Source organism: Nocardioides sp. BE266 (assembly GCF_031457855.1).
GTDB lineage: Bacteria > Actinomycetota > Actinomycetes > Propionibacteriales > Nocardioidaceae > Nocardioides.
This window is the reverse complement of the sequence record NZ_JAURTI010000001.1, coordinates 798,139-815,183: the sequence shown is the minus strand read 5'-3', so window position 1 is coordinate 815,183 and position 17,045 is coordinate 798,139. Positions and strand designations below refer to the sequence as shown.

16 protein-coding genes are annotated in these 17,045 nt (G+C 70.0%); 8 read left to right on the top strand and 8 right to left on the bottom strand.

Annotated elements, in window-relative coordinates:
* The first annotated feature begins 130 nt into the window (after nt 1–130).
* From J2X46_RS03935 to J2X46_RS03900, 8 genes are all read left to right on the top strand, one after another.
* Nucleotides 131–574: a MarR family transcriptional regulator gene (locus tag J2X46_RS03935; RefSeq protein ID WP_310247130.1), complete on the top strand. Its 444-nt coding sequence runs from the start codon at nt 131–133 to the stop codon at nt 572–574.
* Nucleotides 575–620: 46 nt separating this feature from the next.
* On the top strand, nt 621–1,877 hold the full coding sequence (locus tag J2X46_RS03930) for an MFS transporter (RefSeq protein ID WP_310247328.1): 1,257 nt from the start codon (nt 621–623) through the stop codon (nt 1,875–1,877).
* A 190-nt stretch (nt 1,878–2,067) separates the two neighbouring features.
* On the top strand, nt 2,068–2,439 hold the full coding sequence (gene rpsL / locus J2X46_RS03925; protein ID WP_056906817.1) for a 30S ribosomal protein S12: 372 nt from the start codon (nt 2,068–2,070) through the stop codon (nt 2,437–2,439).
* Nucleotides 2,439–2,909 (top strand): 30S ribosomal protein S7, encoded by a 471-nt coding sequence (gene rpsG / locus J2X46_RS03920; protein WP_056906816.1) that lies wholly within the window; start codon nt 2,439–2,441, stop codon nt 2,907–2,909. The genes rpsL and rpsG overlap by 1 nt, the downstream gene beginning before the upstream one ends.
* 74 nt (nt 2,910–2,983) lie before the next feature.
* Complete coding sequence (fusA, locus tag J2X46_RS03915) at nt 2,984–5,095, top strand: elongation factor G (RefSeq protein WP_310247124.1); 2,112 nt, start codon at nt 2,984–2,986, stop codon at nt 5,093–5,095.
* A 74-nt stretch (nt 5,096–5,169) separates the two neighbouring features.
* Nucleotides 5,170–6,363, top strand: coding sequence for an elongation factor Tu (tuf, locus tag J2X46_RS03910; protein ID WP_056906815.1), 1,194 nt, complete (start codon nt 5,170–5,172; stop codon nt 6,361–6,363).
* A gap of 98 nt (nt 6,364–6,461) precedes the next feature.
* Entirely contained in the window at nt 6,462–7,052 is a 591-nt protein-coding gene (locus tag J2X46_RS03905; RefSeq protein WP_310247120.1) for a mismatch-specific DNA-glycosylase, read from the top strand.
* Between the two features lie 37 nt (nt 7,053–7,089).
* The gene (locus tag J2X46_RS03900) at nt 7,090–8,154 is read left to right on the top strand and encodes an alpha/beta hydrolase (protein WP_310247119.1); all 1,065 of its coding nucleotides are present in this window, start codon (nt 7,090–7,092) and stop codon (nt 8,152–8,154) included.
* A gap of 4 nt (nt 8,155–8,158) precedes the next feature.
* On the opposite strand, the gene J2X46_RS03895 is transcribed toward J2X46_RS03900, so the two are convergent.
* Genes J2X46_RS03895 through J2X46_RS03860 form a run of 8 tightly spaced genes read right to left on the bottom strand, consistent with a single transcriptional unit; the run spans nt 8,159 to nt 17,045 of the window.
* Nucleotides 8,159–8,578, bottom strand: coding sequence for a hypothetical protein (locus J2X46_RS03895; protein ID WP_310247117.1), 420 nt, complete (start codon nt 8,576–8,578; stop codon nt 8,159–8,161).
* Nucleotides 8,579–8,609: 31 nt separating this feature from the next.
* On the bottom strand, nt 8,610–9,971 hold the full coding sequence (locus J2X46_RS03890; RefSeq protein ID WP_310247114.1) for an aspartate aminotransferase family protein: 1,362 nt from the start codon (nt 9,969–9,971) through the stop codon (nt 8,610–8,612).
* 24 nt (nt 9,972–9,995) lie between these two features.
* Nucleotides 9,996–11,450: an NAD-dependent succinate-semialdehyde dehydrogenase gene (locus J2X46_RS03885; RefSeq protein WP_310247112.1), complete on the bottom strand. Its 1,455-nt coding sequence runs from the start codon at nt 11,448–11,450 to the stop codon at nt 9,996–9,998.
* Nucleotides 11,450–12,811, bottom strand: coding sequence for a 4-aminobutyrate--2-oxoglutarate transaminase (gene gabT / locus J2X46_RS03880; RefSeq protein ID WP_310247109.1), 1,362 nt, complete (start codon nt 12,809–12,811; stop codon nt 11,450–11,452). Before gabT ends, J2X46_RS03885 begins: the two co-directional genes overlap by 1 nt.
* Complete coding sequence (locus J2X46_RS03875) at nt 12,808–14,160, bottom strand: saccharopine dehydrogenase C-terminal domain-containing protein (RefSeq protein WP_310247106.1); 1,353 nt, start codon at nt 14,158–14,160, stop codon at nt 12,808–12,810. The genes gabT and J2X46_RS03875 overlap by 4 nt, the downstream gene beginning before the upstream one ends.
* Nucleotides 14,161–14,168: 8 nt before the next feature.
* A complete protein-coding gene (locus J2X46_RS03870; protein WP_310247103.1) occupies nt 14,169–15,029 on the bottom strand; it encodes an ABC transporter permease in 861 nt (286 codons plus the stop codon).
* Nucleotides 15,030–15,039: 10 nt separating this feature from the next.
* Nucleotides 15,040–15,948 (bottom strand): ABC transporter permease, encoded by a 909-nt coding sequence (locus J2X46_RS03865; protein ID WP_310247101.1) that lies wholly within the window; start codon nt 15,946–15,948, stop codon nt 15,040–15,042.
* Nucleotides 15,945–17,045 (bottom strand): ABC transporter ATP-binding protein, encoded by a 1,101-nt coding sequence (locus tag J2X46_RS03860; RefSeq protein ID WP_310247098.1) that lies wholly within the window; start codon nt 17,043–17,045, stop codon nt 15,945–15,947. Before J2X46_RS03860 ends, J2X46_RS03865 begins: the two co-directional genes overlap by 4 nt.

The following is a 17,045-nucleotide window of genomic DNA, read 5'->3' as shown; positions in this document are numbered from 1 at the left end:
TGACCGGGGATCGCTGAAGTTGTCGGCCCGTGCACGGCCTGACATGTTCAGCGAAGGCCTGACAAGTGGTGGCGGGGGAGGGTCTCGTACGCCGGAATAGTTAGCAGAGGTAATGAGTTATGCTAACGACATGCCGACCACTGACCTCCGCACCGACGCCGGGCTCGCCTCCGAGCTCCGCGCCGGCGTGATGCGCCTGCGCCGCCGCCTCGTCTCCGAGCGCCACCCGGACAACACGCTGAGCATCCCGCAGATGGTCGTGCTCGGCCTGCTCGTCAGGCTCGGCGACCAGACCGTCGGCGAGCTGGCCCGCGCCGAGCGCGTCCAGCCCCCGTCGATGACCCGCACGGTCAACTGCCTCGAGGAGGGCGGCTTCATCGAGCGCCGACCCCACGAGACCGACGGCCGCCAGGTGGTCGTCTCGATCACCGACGCCGGCCGGGCCGCCGTGCTGGCCGACCGCCAGCGCCGCGACGCCTGGCTCTCCCAGCGCCTCTCCGGGCTCACCCCCGCCGAGCGCGCGACCCTCCGCGAGGCCGCCCCGATCCTGGCCCGCCTCGCCACGACCGACTGACCGCATCACCGACTGAGGAGTCACCACGAGCCCCACCTTCCGTTCCCTGGCCAACCCGAACTACCGCCGCTACGCCGCCGGTGGTGTGGTGTCCAACACCGGCACCTGGATGCAGCGCGTCGCGCAGGACTGGCTGGTCCTCGAGCTCGCCGCAGGCTCGGGCGCGACCGCGCTCGGCATCACGACGGGCCTGCAGTTCCTGCCCTTCCTCCTGCTGACGCCGTTCGCCGGCCTGGTCGCCGACCGGATGCCCAAGCAGCGGCTGCTTCAGCTCACCAACCTCGGCATGGCCCTGCCCGCGGCCGTCCTCGGCGTCCTGGCCGTCACCGGCACCGCCGAGGTGTGGCACGTCTACGTCCTCGCGCTCCTGCTCGGCGCCGCCTCGGCGTTCGACGCGCCCGCGCGCCAGTCGTTCGTCTCCGAGCTCGTCGACCCGGTCGACCTCACCAACGCGGTCGGCCTCAACTCCGCGAGCTTCAACGCCGCCCGCCTCGTCGGCCCCGGCCTGGCCGGCGTGCTGATCGCGGCCTTCGGCGGGGGAGCAGTCGCCACCGGCTGGGTCATCCTCCTCAACGCGCTGTCGTACGCCGCCCCCATCTGGTCGCTGCGCCACCTCGACACCAGCCGCATCGACGCCGCACCCGCCAACCGGGGTCCGGGCGCGATCCGCGAGGGCGTGGCCTACGTCCGCGCGCGGCCCGACCTGCTGCTCGTGCTGAGCCTGGTCTTCTTCGCCGGCACCTTCGGCCTCAACTTCCAGATCACCTCGGCGCTCATGGCCACCGAGGTCTACGGCAAGGGCCCCGAGGAGTTCGGCCTGCTCGGCACGGTCCTGGCGATCGGCTCGCTGACCGGGTCGCTGCTTGCCGCGCGGCGCACCAACGTGCGCCACCGCCTCGTCGTCGGCGCCGCGCTGGCGTTCGGCACCATGGTCGTGCTGTCCGGTCTGATGCCGTCGTACCTTACGTTCGCGCTGCTCGCGCCGGTCACCGGCCTCACCGCCCTGACCTTCATCACCAGCGCCAACACCTACATGCAGCTGCACACCGACGCGGGCGTGCGCGGGCGGGTGATGGCGCTCTACATGATGATCTTCATGGGCGGCACGCCCCTCGGCGCACCCATCATCGGCTGGATCGGCGAGGAGTACGGCGCCCGGTGGACCTTGGTGGGCGGAGGTACGCTGACGATCGTGGGCGTGGTGGTCTCCGCCGCTGTCCACCTGCGGCTGGATCGGGCACGACGTGAGCGTGACGACGTCGTGGACGAATCGGCCGTCCGGACGGCCTCTGCGGCATTTTGACCCTGCATTGGCGCCCGAGTAGCCTCTTTCCTTGTGTCTGGCACGTCCGGACGCATCCGCATGCTCTGAATGCAGCGGCCCGTCCAGGCGCCGCTCCCAGCAGGTCGCAGGCACATCGCAACACCGCACGACACCCGAGCCCGGCACCGCGCCGGACCGTGACGAGAAACCAGAGAGAGGGAACCACCCGGTGCCCACCATCAACCAGCTGGTCCGCAAGGGCCGCCAGGACAAGGTGTCCAAGAACAAGACGCCTGCCCTGAAGGGATCCCCGCAGCGCCGTGGCGTCTGCACCCGCGTCTACACGACCACCCCGAAGAAGCCGAACTCCGCCCTCCGCAAGGTCGCCCGCGTGCGCCTGAGCAGCGGCGTCGAGGTCACCGCCTACATCCCGGGTGTCGGTCACAACCTGCAGGAGCACTCGATCGTGCTCGTGCGCGGCGGCCGTGTGAAGGACCTTCCCGGTGTCCGCTACAAGATCATCCGCGGCTCGCTCGACACCCAGGGTGTCAAGAACCGCAAGCAGGCCCGCAGCCGCTACGGCGCGAAGAAGGAGAAGTAATGCCTCGCAAGGGTCCCGCTCCCAAGCGCCCCCTCGTCGTCGACCCGGTCTACGGCTCGCAGCTGGTCACCCAGCTCGTCAGCAAGGTCCTGCAGGACGGCAAGAAGGCTGTGGCGCAGCGCATCGTCTACACCGCTCTCGAGGGCTGCCGCGACAAGACCGGCACCGACCCCGTCGTCACGCTCAAGCGCGCGATGGACAACGTCAAGCCGGCCATCGAGGTCAAGTCCCGCCGCGTCGGCGGCGCGACCTACCAGGTCCCCGTCGAGGTCAAGGCCAACCGCTCCACCACGCTGGCCCTGCGCTGGCTCGTGGGCTACGCCCAGGACCGCCGCGAGAAGACCATGGCCGAGCGCCTGATGAACGAGATCCTCGACGCCAGCAACGGCCTGGGTGCCGCTGTGAAGAAGCGCGAGGACACGCACAAGATGGCCGAGTCCAACAAGGCTTTCGCCCACTACCGCTGGTGATCGGTGCGGGGCTCCGCTGACGGAGCCCCGCCCCCACCAACCCCACCAACTCTTACGAGGGACTGAGACTTTCAGTGGCTGTCGACATCACCACCGACCTCAACAAGGTCCGCAACATCGGCATCATGGCGCACATCGACGCCGGCAAGACCACCACCACCGAGCGCATCCTCTTCTACACCGGCATCACCTACAAGATCGGTGAGGTCCACGAGGGTGGCGCCACGATGGACTGGATGGAGCAGGAGCAGGAGCGCGGCATCACCATCACGTCCGCCGCGACGACCTGCTGGTGGAAGGACCACCAGATCAACATCATCGACACCCCCGGCCACGTGGACTTCACGGCCGAGGTCGAGCGCTCGCTGCGCGTCCTCGACGGCGCCGTGGCGGTCTTCGACGGTGTCGCCGGCGTCGAGCCGCAGACCATGACCGTGTGGCGCCAGGCGAACAAGTACGCCGTTCCCCGCATGTGCTTCGTCAACAAGCTGGACCGCACCGGCGCGGACTTCTTCCGCTGCGTCGACATGATGGTCGAGCGCCTCAACTCCACCCCGCTCGTCCTCCAGCTGCCCATCGGCGCGGAGTCCGACTTCCTCGGTGTCGTCGACCTGGTCGGCATGCGTGCCCTCACCTGGCGCGGCGAGACCAAGATGGGTGAGGACTACGACGTCGAGGAGATCCCGGCCGAGCTCGCCGAGCAGGCCGCGGAGTACCGCGAGAAGCTGCTCGAGACCCTCGCCGAGGCAGACGACGAGATCATGGAGAAGTTCCTCGAGGAGGGCGAGTTCACCGTCGCCGAGCTCGAGGCCGCGATCCGTCGCGCCACGCTCGCCGACAAGCTCAACCCGGTCCTGTGCGGCACCGCGTTCAAGAACAAGGGCGTCCAGCCCCTGCTCGACGCGGTCGTCAAGTACCTCCCCTCGCCCCTCGACATCGACGCGATCATCGGCCACTCGCCGCGCGACGAGGAGGAGCAGATCTCCCGGAAGCCTTCCGACGACGAGCCGTTCTCCGGCCTCGCCTACAAGATCGCCTCCGACCCGCACCTCGGCAAGCTGATCTACGTCCGCGTCTACTCGGGCAAGCTCGAGGCCGGTTCGACCGTGGTCAACTCGGTCAACGGCAAGAAGGAGCGGATCGGCAAGGTCTACCAGATGCACGCCAACAAGCGTGAGGAGATCGCGTCGGTCGGCGCCGGCCAGATCGTGGCCGTCATGGGTCTCAAGGACACCAAGACCGGTCACACGCTGAGCGACCCCAACAACCAGGTCGTCCTCGAGTCGATGACGTTCCCGGCCCCGGTGATCGAGGTCGCGATCGAGCCCAAGACCAAGGGTGACCAGGAGAAGCTCGGCACCGCGATCCAGCGTCTCTCCGACGAGGACCCGACCTTCACGGTCAAGACCGACGAGGAGACCGGCCAGACGATCATCGCCGGCATGGGCGAGCTCCACCTGGAGATCCTCGTCGACCGGATGAAGCGCGAGTTCCGCGTCGAGGCGACCGTCGGCAAGCCGCAGGTCGCCTACCGCGAGACCATCCGCAACAAGGTCGAGAACCACAGCTACACCCACAAGAAGCAGACCGGTGGTTCGGGCCAGTTCGCGAAGGTCGTCATCTCCCTCGAGCCCAACATCGACCCCGAGACCGGGACCGGTGCTGGCTACGAGTTCGCCAACAACGTCAGCGGCGGCCGCGTGCCGAAGGAGTACATCCCCTCGGTCGACCAGGGCGGTCAGGAGGCCATGGAGTTCGGCGTGCTCGCCGGCTACCCGATGGTCGACGTGAAGTTCTCCCTCGAGGACGGCGCCTACCACGACGTCGACTCGTCCGAGCTCGCGTTCAAGATCGCCGGCAACCAGGCGTTCAAGGAGGCCGCGCGCAAGGCCAAGCCGGTCCTGCTCGAGCCGATGTTCGCAGTCGAGGTCACCACCCCCGACGGCTTCCTCGGCACGGTCATCGGCGACATCAACTCGCGCCGCGGCCAGATCCAGGCGCAGGAGGAGCGTCACGGCGACATGGTCGTGAACGCCCTTGTGCCCCTGTCGGAGATGTTCGGGTACGTTGGCGACCTGAGGTCCAAGACCTCCGGCCAGGCGTCGTACTCGATGGAGTTCGACTCGTACGCCGAGGTTCCTTCGAACATCGCCGACGAGATCGTGAAGAAGGTCCGCGGCGAGTGATCGCCGCCGGATCCTCGGCACCCAGCACCACCCCACACCCACGAGTCAAGTAACAACAATCAGGAGGAGCCCCAGTGGCTAAGGCGAAGTTCGAGCGGACCAAGCCGCACGTCAACATCGGCACCATCGGTCACATCGACCACGGCAAGACGACGCTGACCGCGGCGATCACCAAGGTGCTGCACGACAAGTACCCGAATCTGAACGAGGCCTCGGCCTTCGACCAGATCGACAAGGCTCCCGAGGAGCGTCAGCGCGGCATCACGATCTCGATCGCGCACGTCGAGTACCAGACCGAGGTGCGTCACTACGCGCACGTCGACTGCCCCGGTCACGCCGACTACATCAAGAACATGATCACCGGCGCGGCTCAGATGGACGGCGCGATCCTCGTGGTCGCCGCCACCGACGGCCCGATGCCGCAGACGCGTGAGCACGTGCTGCTCGCCCGCCAGGTCGGCGTTCCCGCCCTGGTCGTCGCGCTCAACAAGTGCGACATGGTCGACGACGAGGAGCTCATCGAGCTCGTCGAGATGGAGGTGCGCGAGCTCCTCTCCGAGTACGAGTTCCCGGGCGACGACATCCCCGTGGTCCGCGTTGCCGCCTTCCCGGCGCTCCAGGGCGACGAGAAGTGGGGCGAGTCGGTCGCCGAGCTCATGCAGGCCGTGGACGACTACATCCCGACCCCCGAGCGTGACACCGACAAGCCGTTCCTCATGCCCGTCGAGGACGTCTTCACGATCACCGGTCGTGGCACCGTCATCACCGGTCGCATCGAGCGCGGCATCGTCAAGGTCAACGAGGAGGTCGAGATCATCGGCATCCGCGAGGGCTCGCAGAAGAGCACCGTCACCGGTGTCGAGATGTTCCGCAAGCTCCTCGACGAGGGCCAGGCCGGCGAGAACGTCGGTCTGCTCCTCCGTGGCACCAAGCGCGAGGACGTCGAGCGCGGCATGGTCGTGATCAAGCCCGGCACCACCACCCCGCACACCAACTTCGACGCCTCGGTCTACATCCTGTCGAAGGACGAGGGTGGCCGTCACACGCCGTTCTTCAACAACTACCGTCCGCAGTTCTACTTCCGGACCACGGACGTGACCGGCGTCGTGACCCTCCCCGAGGGCACCGAGATGGTCATGCCGGGTGACAACACCGAGATGTCGGTCGAGCTCATCCAGCCCATCGCGATGGACGAGGGCCTCCGGTTCGCCATCCGTGAGGGTGGCCGCACCGTCGGCGCCGGCCGCGTCACCAAGATCACCAAGTGATCTGAGCGCCTGAGGGCGCACACTGCACCATCCGAGACCCCGTCTCCCGCAAGGGAGGCGGGGTCTCGTGCGTGTGTGGGCGCAGGCAGGATGGCGGCATGGGGTTCACGAAGGCGGAGCTGGAGTCCTACCGGGACGCGGTGGTCCCCGACCTGCTGCCGGAGGACGGCCAGCCGCTGCGGCTGCTGTTCGTGGGCATCAACCCGGGACTGTGGACCGCCGCCACCCAGAGCCACTTCGCCCGGCCGGGCAACCGGTTCTACCCGGCGCTCCTGCGGGCCGGGATCGTGCCGCGGCCGATCGACGCGTCGGCCGGCATGACAGAAGAGGACCGTGACGAGCTGCGGCGTCGCGGCATCGGGATCACGAACGTCGTCGCCCGGGCCACCGCCCGCGCCGACGAGCTCACGCCCGAGGAGCTGCGCGAGGGCGGTGCGCAGCTCAGGGACCTGGTGGCCCGGCGACGCCCGACCGTGGTCGCGGTGGCCGGGGTGACCGCCTACCGCGCGGCCTTCGCGCAGAAGAAAGCGATGGCGGGGGAGCAGCCCGAGCGCTGGGGCGACTCGCGGGTCTTCGTGGTGCCGAACCCCTCGGGGCTCAACGCCCACGAGACCGTCGCCTCGCTCGCCACGGCGTACGCCGACGCGGCTCGGGCCGCGGGAGTCCTGGGGGAGGCCCCGCAGCCCTGATCCGCGACCACTCTCGGGACGTGGGAGCATGCGGCCCATGGATGCCAAGGCCCTCGAGGCCACACTGTCCCGGGCCGTGGTCACCGTCGTGGGCCGCGCACCCGACCGGGTGCAGACGCTGCTCGGCGGGCGCCGGGTCAACCGCGCCGGTGCCGCGATGGAGCCCGAGGTCGCGGCAGCGCTGCGCCTGCTCGACGCCCTGCCCGACAACGACTTCACGCAGCTGCCGGTCGAGGACGCGCGCCGCCAGGTCGAGGAGGAGGCGGCGCTGTTCGGTGGCAAGCCGCTGCCGATGGCGCTCGTCGAGGACGTGGAGATCCCGACGTTCGCCGGTGGCATCGCGGCCCGCCGCTACCTCGCCCACCCGGCAGACGCCGACCGGCTCCTGGTCTACTTCCACGGTGGTGGCTTCGTCGTCGGCTCGCTCGACAGCCACGACACGGTGTGCCGCTTCCTGGCGACCTACGCCGGGGTGTCCGTGCTGGCCGTCGACTACCGCCTCGCGCCCGAGCACCCGTTCCCGGCCGCGCCCGACGACGCCAAGGCGGCCTTCATGTTCGCCGCGTCGCGGGCCGAGGCCTGGGGCCACGACGCCCACCGGATCGGCGTCGCCGGTGACAGCGCCGGAGGCAACCTGGCGACCGTGCTGTGCCAGGACCTCCGCGGCGCCGCGGTCCGCCCGGCCTTCCAGCTGCTGTTCTTCCCCGTCACCGACGTGAGCCGGCACAGCGACTCCTACCGCGAGTTCGCCGAGGGGCACTTCCTCACCGAGCACCAGATGGACTGGTACACCGCGCGCTACCTCGGCCCCGACGCCGACCGCACCGACCCGCGCGTCTCTCCGCTGCTCGCCGAGGACGTCTCCGACCTGCCGCCCGCCTACGTCGCCGTCGCCGGCTTCGACCCGCTCCGCGACGAGGGCGAGGCCTATGCGCGGAGGATGGCGGAGGCGGGCGTGCCGGTCGCGCTGCGGCGCCACGACGGGCTGATCCACGCCTTCGTCAACAGCACCGGCGTCGGGCGCTCGGGTCGCGAGGCGATGCTCGAGGCGTGTGGAGCGGTGCGGATGGGCCTCGGCGCCGGGCTCCAGCGGCACGCCTGAACGGTCAGGCGGCCCACGGCCGGGGCAGCAGCCCGGCGTCCTCGAGCAGCATCTCGACCCGCTCGCGCTCGCGGTCGAGCTCGGTGCCGGGCGGCAGCACCTCGAGCAGGTGCGCCAGCTCGACCATGTCGGCGGCCTCGCCGAGCACCTTGTCGTAGGCCTGCCGGCAGGCCTCGTACTTCGCGAAGCGCAGCCCGTCGCGACGGAAGGATGCCTGCAGCCGGCGCAGGTCGGCGCCGACGTCCTCGATCGGCCGGCGGAGGGGTACGACGACGGCGCGAGGTCGCCGGACCCGCTTCACCAGGCGGGTGGCGACGCGCCAGCTCCGCCGCTGGTCGAGCTCGCCGAACAAGGCCGCCATCCCGATCGTGAGGATGGCGTGCAGGACGAGCACCGCACCGAAGACCTGGAGCCAGCCCCGCATCCCTCCACGGTACGCCGATGGGCGGGCGCCGTCAGCCGGTCAGTGCCTCCACGGCACCCCGGAAGGCCGAGGTGTGTGCGTCCACGTCGGCCATGGTGTGGAACGGCGAGAACAGCGACATGTTGTGGAACGGCGCCAGCAGCACGCCACGGTTGACTGTCCAGAGGTGGAAGAACGCGTCGAGCTCCTCGTCGACGGCCGCGGCCGCCTCCGCACCGGCACGCGGTGGCGGGCAGAACCAGTACTCGGCACGGCAGCCCAGCCGCTGCACGTGCCAGGGCAGGTCGTGATCGTCGATGACGCCCTGGATGCCGTCGGTGAACGAGGCGGCCAGAGGGATCGCGACGTCGAAGTCCTTCTGGCGCAGCGCGGTCGACAGCGTCGCCCGCACCGCTGCCATCGCCAGCGCCGACCCGGAGAGCGTGCCGCCGACGCCCGCGACGTCGATGTCGTGGCCCAGCATCGGACCCTCGAGGCGAGCGGCGATCTCCGCGCTCATGCCGTAGGCCGCGACGGGGATGCCGCCGCCGATGGGCTTGCCGATGACGACGAAGTCGGGGTCGAGGTCCCACGCGGCGGTCGCGCCACCCGGGCCCGCACAGATGGTGTGCGTCTCGTCGTTGACGAGCAGCACGCCGTGGCGGCGGGTGATCTCCCGGACTCCCGCGAGGTAGCCCTCGTCGGGGAGCACGATGCCGATGTTGGTCAGCGCCGGCTCCATCAGCAGGCACGCGACGTCACCCTCGGCGAGGCGCCGCTCGAGCGCGTCGAGGTCGTTGAACGGCACGACTGCCGTGGTCTGGGCGACGTCGACCTGCGGCCCGAGGGCGCCGGGCCGGGGCACCACCCGGTCGCCCGCGCGACCGTGCTCGAGCACGCCGAGCGTCTCGTCGACGGTGCCGTGGTAGCACCAGTCCATGACCGCGATCCGCGGCCGTCCGGTGAGGTGCCGGGCGAAGCGGAGCACGAACCGGTTGGCGTCGGTGGCGGTCATCGCCATCTGCCACCGGGGGAGCCGGAAGCGGCGGCTCAGCTCGGCGGCCACCCAGGCGGCGTCGGTCGAGGGCAGCATCGTGGTGATGCCCCGCTCGGTGCGCTCGCGGACGGCCTCGGCCACGGCCGGCAGGCAGTGGCCGGTCATCGACCCGGTGTCGCCGAGGCAGAGGTCGACATAGTCGATGCCGTCGACGTCGGTGAACCGCCCACCACCGGCGGACTCGACGAAGAGCGGGAACGATCCGGGCCAGCGGGTCATCCACGGCATCGGCACGCCGGCGAGCAGGTGCTCCCCGGCCTCGGCCGCCAGCTTCTTCGAGGTCGGGTGGAGGTCGACGAAGCGCTGCTCCTCCTCGGCGTGCAGCGCGGCGAGGCGCGCGCGGTCGATGCCGCTCATCGGGCGGGGCTCATCGGGTCGGGCTCACAGCGCGCTGCCGACGTACTTGGTCTCGAGGTACTCCTCGATGCCCTCGAAGCCGCCCTCGCGGCCGAAGCCGGACTGCTTCACGCCGCCGAACGGTGCCGCCGGGTTGGAGACGATGCCGGTGTTGAGCCCGACCATGCCGAACTCCAGCGCCTCGCTCACGCGGATCGCCCGGGCGTGGCCCTTGGTGAAGACGTAGGCCACCAGGCCGTACTCGGTGTCGTTGGCGCGCTCGATCGCCTCGGCCTCGCTGTCGAAGGTGGTGATCGGTGCGACCGGTCCGAAGATCTCCTCGCGGAACACCCGCGCCGAGGGAGGTACGTCGACCAGCACCGTGGGCGGGTAGAAGTGGCCGGGACCGTCGGGGACCTCGCCGCCGACGACCGCCTTCGCGCCCGCGGAGACCGCGTCCTGGACGAGCTCGTGCACGCCCGTGCGTGCCTTCTCCGTGATGAGCGGCCCGACGTCGACGCCGTCCTGCGTGCCGTCGCCGACCTTCAGCGCGCCCATCCGGTCGGCGAAGCGCTGGGCGAACTCCTCGGCCACCGACGAGTGCACGAGGAAGCGGTTGGCCGAGGTGCAGGCCTCGCCGATGTTGCGCATCTTGGCGAGCATCGCGCCGTCGACGGCCGCGTCGAGGTCGGCGTCGCCGAAGACCAGGAAGGGCGCGTTTCCGCCGAGCTCCATCGACACCCGCAGCAGCTGGTCGGAGGCCTGCGAGACGAGCCGCTTGCCCACCGCGGTCGAGCCGGTGAAGGTCAGCTTGCGGAGGCGGGAGTCCTTGATGATCGGCTCGCAGATGCCGCCGGAGTCGGTGGTGGTGACGACGTTGAGGACACCGGCCGGCAGGCCGACCTCCTCGAGCAGCGCGGCCAGCGCCAGCATCGTCAGCGGGGTCTCGTGGGCGGGCTTGACCACCATCGTGCAGCCGGCGGCGATGGCCGGGCCGATCTTGCGGGTGCCCATCGCGAGCGGGAAGTTCCAGGGCGTGATCATCAGGGTCGGGCCGACGGGGCCCTTCATGGTGATCAGGCGGGTGTTGCCCATCGGCGCCTGGGCGTAGCGGCCGTGGATCCGCACCGCCTCCTCGGAGAACCACCGGAAGAACTCGGCGCCGTAGGCCACCTCGCCCTTCGCCTCGGCCAGCGTCTTGCCCATCTCGAGCGTCATCAGCCGGGCGAAGTCGTCGGCCCGCTCGGTGAGCAGCTCGAAGGCGCTGCGCAGGATCTCGCCCCGCTTGCGCGGCTCGGTCGTACGCCACTCGCGCTGGGCCTCGGCCGCGGCCGCGAGGGCCTTCTCGCCGTCCGCCGGAGTCGCGTCGGCGATGCTGGTGAGCACCTCGTCGTTGGCGGGGTTGGTCACCTCGAAGGTCGCGCCGCCGGTGGCATCCACCCACGACCCACGGATGAGGAGCTGGGTCGGGACGGTCTGGGTCTGCGTCAGGTCGGCCATCACTCCACCTTGCCACCCGTGCCCGAGACGGCCTGGTCGAAGGCGGCCTCGAAGACGTCGAGGCCCTCGGCGAGCAGGTCGTCGCCGATCGCGAGCGGCGGGAGGAAGCGGAAGACGTTGCCGAAGGTGCCGCAGGTGAGCGTCACCAGGCCCTGGGCGGAGCACGCCCGGTGGACCGCGCCGGCCAGCGCCGCGTCGGGCGTGCGGCCGGGCCCGTCGGAGACCAGCTCGACCGCGAGCATGGCGCCACGGCCACGGATGTCGCCGACCCGGTCGGGGTGCCGCTCGGCCAGCGCGCGCAGGCGCGGGAGGAAGGTCTCCTCGATCTCCCTGGCCCGTTTGGGCAGGTCCTCGGCCTCCATCGTCTCGATGGCGGCCAGCGCGGCCGCACAGGCGACGGGGTTGCCGCCGTAGGTGCCGCCGAGCCCGCCGACGTGCACGGAGTCCATCACCTCGGCGCGGCCGGTGACCGCGGCGAGCGGGAGGCCGCCGGCCATGCCCTTGGCGGTGGTGACCAGGTCGGGCACGACGCCCTCGTGGTCGCAGGCGAACCAGTCGCCCGTGCGGGCGAAGCCGGTCTGGATCTCGTCGGCGATGAAGAGGATGCCGTGGTCGCGGCACCAGTCCGCGACCCGGGCCAGCCAGCCCGGCGGCGGGACGATGAAGCCGCCCTCGCCCTGGATCGGCTCGATCAGCACGGCCGCACAGTTGTCCTCGCCGACCTGCGCGTGGACGGTCGAGACGAAGGCGTCGAACGCCTCGTCGGCGCACGCCTCGGCCCCGCCAGGCCAGCGGTAGGGGTAGGCCATGGGGGAGCGGTAGATCTCGCCGGCGAAGGGCCCGAAGCCGTGCTTGTAGGGCATGTTCTTGGCGGTCAGCGCCATCGTGAGGTTCGTCCGGCCGTGGTAGGCGTGGTCGAAGACGACGATCGCGTCACGCCCGGTGTGGTGGCGGGCCACCTTCACCGCGTTCTCGACGGCCTCGGCGCCGGAGTTGAAGAGCGCGGAGCGCTTCTCGTGATCGCCCGGCGTGAGCTCGGCGAGCTTCTCGCACACCGCGACGTACTCCTCGTAGGGCGTGACCATGAAGCAGGTGTGGGTGAAGTCCGCGACCTGGCGCTGCACGGCCTCCACCACGCGCGGCGCGGCGTTGCCGACCGTGGTGACCGCGATGCCCGAGCCGAAGTCGATGAGCTGGTTGCCGTCGACGTCACGGAGGATGCCGCCCCCGGCCTGCTCGACGTACACAGGCAGGGTGGTGCCGACGCCTGCGGAGACGGCAGCGACCTTGCGAGCCTGCAGCGCCTGCGACTTCGGGCCCGGGATCTCCGTGGCGAGGATGCGTTCCTGGGTGAGCGTCATCGTTTTCCTTTCGGGGTCCCCGCGGCGTTGTTCGGGGGAGCGGAGCGGGGGAGAAGAACGTCGTGGGGTGTTCTGTCCTCCATTCCCCACGGGGATCCGTACCCCTCGGGCTTCGGTGCGGCGAGCAGGTCGAGGAAGGGCTTCGGGGCAAGCGCCTCCGGGCCGAGCACACCGGTGCCCGACCAGGTGCCGTCGGCCAGCAGCTCCAGCGCGACGACGGGGTTGATCGCGGTCTGCCAGACCACGCACTGCGCGCCGTAGTCGCGCATCGAGTCGGCGTTGTCGACGACGTGGAAGAGGTACGTCGACCGCGGCGCGCCGTCCTTGCCGGTGCCGGTCACCCAGAGCCCGGCGCAGGTCTTGCCCTCCATCCGCGGGCCGATGGTGGCCGGGTCGGGCAGGCAGGCGGCGACCACGTCGCGCGGGGAGACCTCGACGCCCTTGACGCGGACCGGCTCGGTCGAGTCGAGGCCGAGGGTGTGCAGCGTGCGCAGGATGCCGATCATCTCCTCGCCCAGGCCGTACTTGAAGGTGACCCGGTCGGCCTCGACCCAGCGCGGCATGAGGAGGACCTCCTCGTGCTCCACGTGGACGCACTCGACCGGGCCGATGCCCTCAGGGAACTCGAAGACCTCGGGCTCGGAGAAGGGCGGCAGCGTGAAGAACCCCGACTCCAGGTCGCCGCCGCCCCTCTTCCTCTCCCACACCACGGGCGGATTGAGGCACTCCTCGATGATCGTCCACATCGAGAAGCCGGGTGCGAACACCTCGTTGCCGTCGTCGTCGCGGATCACCAGGTTGGCGCCGTCGCGGGTGCCGAGCTCGTCGATGTGGTCGAACAGCTCGTCCGCGGCGTAGCGGGCGAACACGTCCGAGAGCCCCGGCTCGACGCCGATGCCGAGCAGCGCCAGCCGGCCGGCCGACTCCCACTGGCCCGCCATCGCGAACTGCTCGTCGCCGAGCTTGACCCCGACCTGCTCGTAGGGCGCGTCGGGGTGGCGCACGGACAGGCTCATCGCCATGTCGAGGTAGTCGGCGTCGGCCGCGAGCGCACCGGTGAAGATCGGCATCACGAAGCGCGGGTCGACGGCGTTGAAGACGTGGGTCGCGCGCACCTCGCGCGCCAGGGCGGCGACCGCGTCGGCGTCGGAGGCGTCGACCTGCGCGGCGCTGAACCGCCCCTCATCCGTACGACGCTCGCACGCCGCGGCGACGGTGCGCTCGGCCCGGCCGAGGTCGTAGTCGGCGACGACCCAGGCCTCGAAGTAGTCGCGCTCGACGGCGATCCGGGCGGCGGCGTCACCGACGCCACCAGCCCCGACCATCAGCACGCGCATCGGTCCTGCCACTGCTCAGCTCACTCCTTGAGGCGGGAGGCCCGCACGTTGCTCACGACCTGTGCGCCGACCACGAGCAGGACGGCGATCACGAACATCGAGAAACCGATCACGTTGGCCTCGGCGGGGATGCCACGCCGGGACGCGACGTAGACGAACTTGGGGAAGGTCGACTCGTTGCCCGAGACGAAGTTGGTGATGATGAAGTCGTCGAAGGACAGCGAGAAGGCCAGCATCGCGGCGCCCAGGATGCCCGGCAGGATCAGCGGGAAGGTGACCTTCCAGAAGGTCTCCATCGGGCCGGCGTAGAGGTCCTGCGCCGCCTCCTCGATCCGCGGGTCGAGCGACTGGATGCGCGCCTTCACCGTGACGACCACGAAGCTCAGGCAGAACATGATGTGCGCGAACACGATCGTGCCGAAGCCCAGGCTGATGCCGATGTTGGTGAAGCCCTGGACGAAGATCGTCAGGAGGGCGGCGCCCATCACGATCTCCGGCGTGGCCATCGGCACGAAGATCAGCACGTTGCTGGCCGCCTTGCCGCGGAAGCGGTAACGCACCATCGCCAGCGCCATCAGCGTGCCGAGCACCGTCGCGACGAGCGTCGAGATCGCGCCCACCTGCAACGAGGTCACCAGCGACTCGCAGGCGCCCGCCACCCGGCACGGGTCCTTCCAGTGCTTCCACGTGAACCCCTGCCACACGATGTTCGTCTTGCCGTGGTCGTTGAAGGAGAACGCGAACGTGTAGGCCACCGGCAGGAACAGGTAGAGCAGCACCGCGATCGCCGACATCATCACGAAGTGGTCGGCCAGCCAGAACTGCACCCGCTTGGCCGTCGACGGCCGGTAGGCGGTCGAGGAGGTCGGTCGGTCCGTCATCGTGGCCACGTCACACCAGCTCCTCGGTGCCGAACCGGCGTACGTAGAGGAAGACCATCACCAAGATGGCGGCCATCAGCGTGAACGACAGCGCGGCCGCGACGGGATAGCCGCCCGGGATGGCCAGGAACTGGTCGTTGATGACGTTGCCGACCATCTTGCCGCGCTGGGGGCCGAGCAGCTCCATGTTGACGAAGTCGCCGGCCGCCGGGATGAAGGTGAGCAGGGTGCCGGCCAGCACGCCGGGCATCGACATCGGCAGCGTCACCGTGCGGAAGGTCGTCAGGCCGTTGGCGTACAGGTCGCCGCCGGCCTCGATCACGCGCGGGTCGGCGCGCTCGAGCGAGGCGTAGATCGGCAGCACCATGAACGGCAGGAAGTTGTACGTCAGGCCCGCGACGACCGCGATCGGGGTGTTGATGATGTGCCCGCCCGGCAGCAGGTGCAGGAAGTCGAGCGTCTTCACCACCCAGCCCTCGTCGGCCAGGATCTGCGACCACGCGAACGTGCGCAGGATGAAGGACGTGAAGAACGGCGCGACGACGCAGATCATCATCAGGTTGCGCCACTTGCCGGCCTTGAACGCCATCGCGTAGGCCAGCGGGTAGGCCACGACGAAGGCGAGGAACGTCGCCAGGCCGGCGTACACGAACGAGCGCAGGAAGTGCGGCGCGTAGTCGGTGAGCGCGCTGACGTAGTTGTCGACGTTGACGTCGCGGTAGTAGTAGCCCGGGAAGCCGGGGTAGCGGCTCTGCAGGCTCACCGTCGCCAGCTGCACGAGCGGCAGCACGAAGAAGACGCCGAGCCACAGCGCACCCGGGAGCAGCAGCAGGTACGCCGTCCAGCTCCGCTTGGTGGTCTCGTCGGGCGGCGGCGTGGAGGCCGCCGGGTCGACGGCCGCGTGGGCGAGGGCGCTCATGCCGTGTCCACGGGTACGCCGAACGCGTGACCGGGGTTCCACGTCAGCCAGACCTCGTCGCCCGGCTTCAGGTCGACCGGGTCGACGTCGAGGTTCTGCTCGTAGCAGCTCCACGTCGTGCCGCTCGGCATGTCGACGAGGTAGCTGGTCGCTACGCCCAGGAACGACACGTCGCGCACGACGCCCTTCACGTCGTTGCCGACGCCGTCGGGCTGCTTGCGCGACACGGTCACCTTCTCGGGCCGTACGCCGAACAGGACGTCGCCCTCCTGCACCTGCGAGCGCGACTTCTTGATCTTCACCTTGGTGCCGAGCACCTCGGCCACCAGGTGGTCACCGTCGGTGCCCTCGATCGTGCCCACGCCGGTGTTGGCCTGACCGAGGAAGTTCGCCACGAAGCGGGTGCGGGGGAGGTCGTAGAGCTCGGCCGGTGCGCCGAGCTGCTCGATCTTGCCCTTGTTCATCACCGCGACCGTGTCGGCCATGGTCATGGCCTCTTCCTGGTCGTGCGTGACGTGGATGAAGGTCAGGCCGACCTCGGTCTGGATCCGCTTGAGCTCGACCTGCATCTCACGACGCAGCTTGAGGTCGAGCGCGCCGAGCGGCTCGTCGAGCAGCAGCACCTCCGGGTGGTTGACCAGCGCCCGGGCCAGGGCCACGCGCTGCTGCTGGCCGCCGGAGAGCTGCGCCGGCTTGCGCGCGGCGAACTGCGTCATCTGCACCAGCTCGAGGGCGTCGTCGGCGCGCTTGGCGGCGTCGGAGACCTTGCGGCGCTTGGGCCCGAAGGCCACGTTGTCGCGGATGGTGAGGTGCGGGAACAGGGCGTAGGACTGGAACACCGTGTTGACCGGCCGCTCGTAGGGCCGCGAGCCGGTCAGGTCGGTGTCGCCGATCATCACGCGCCCGGCGGTCGGCTGCTCGAGGCCGGCGATCATCCGCAGCGAGGTGGTCTTGCCGCACCCGGACGGACCGAGCATCGCGAAGAACGAGCCGCGGGGCACGTGGAGGTCGATGTCGTCGACGGCGGTGAAGTCGCCGAAGGACTTGGTGACGCTGGCGAGGCGGAGGTCGCCGCTCGCTTCCCGGAATCCGGCCAT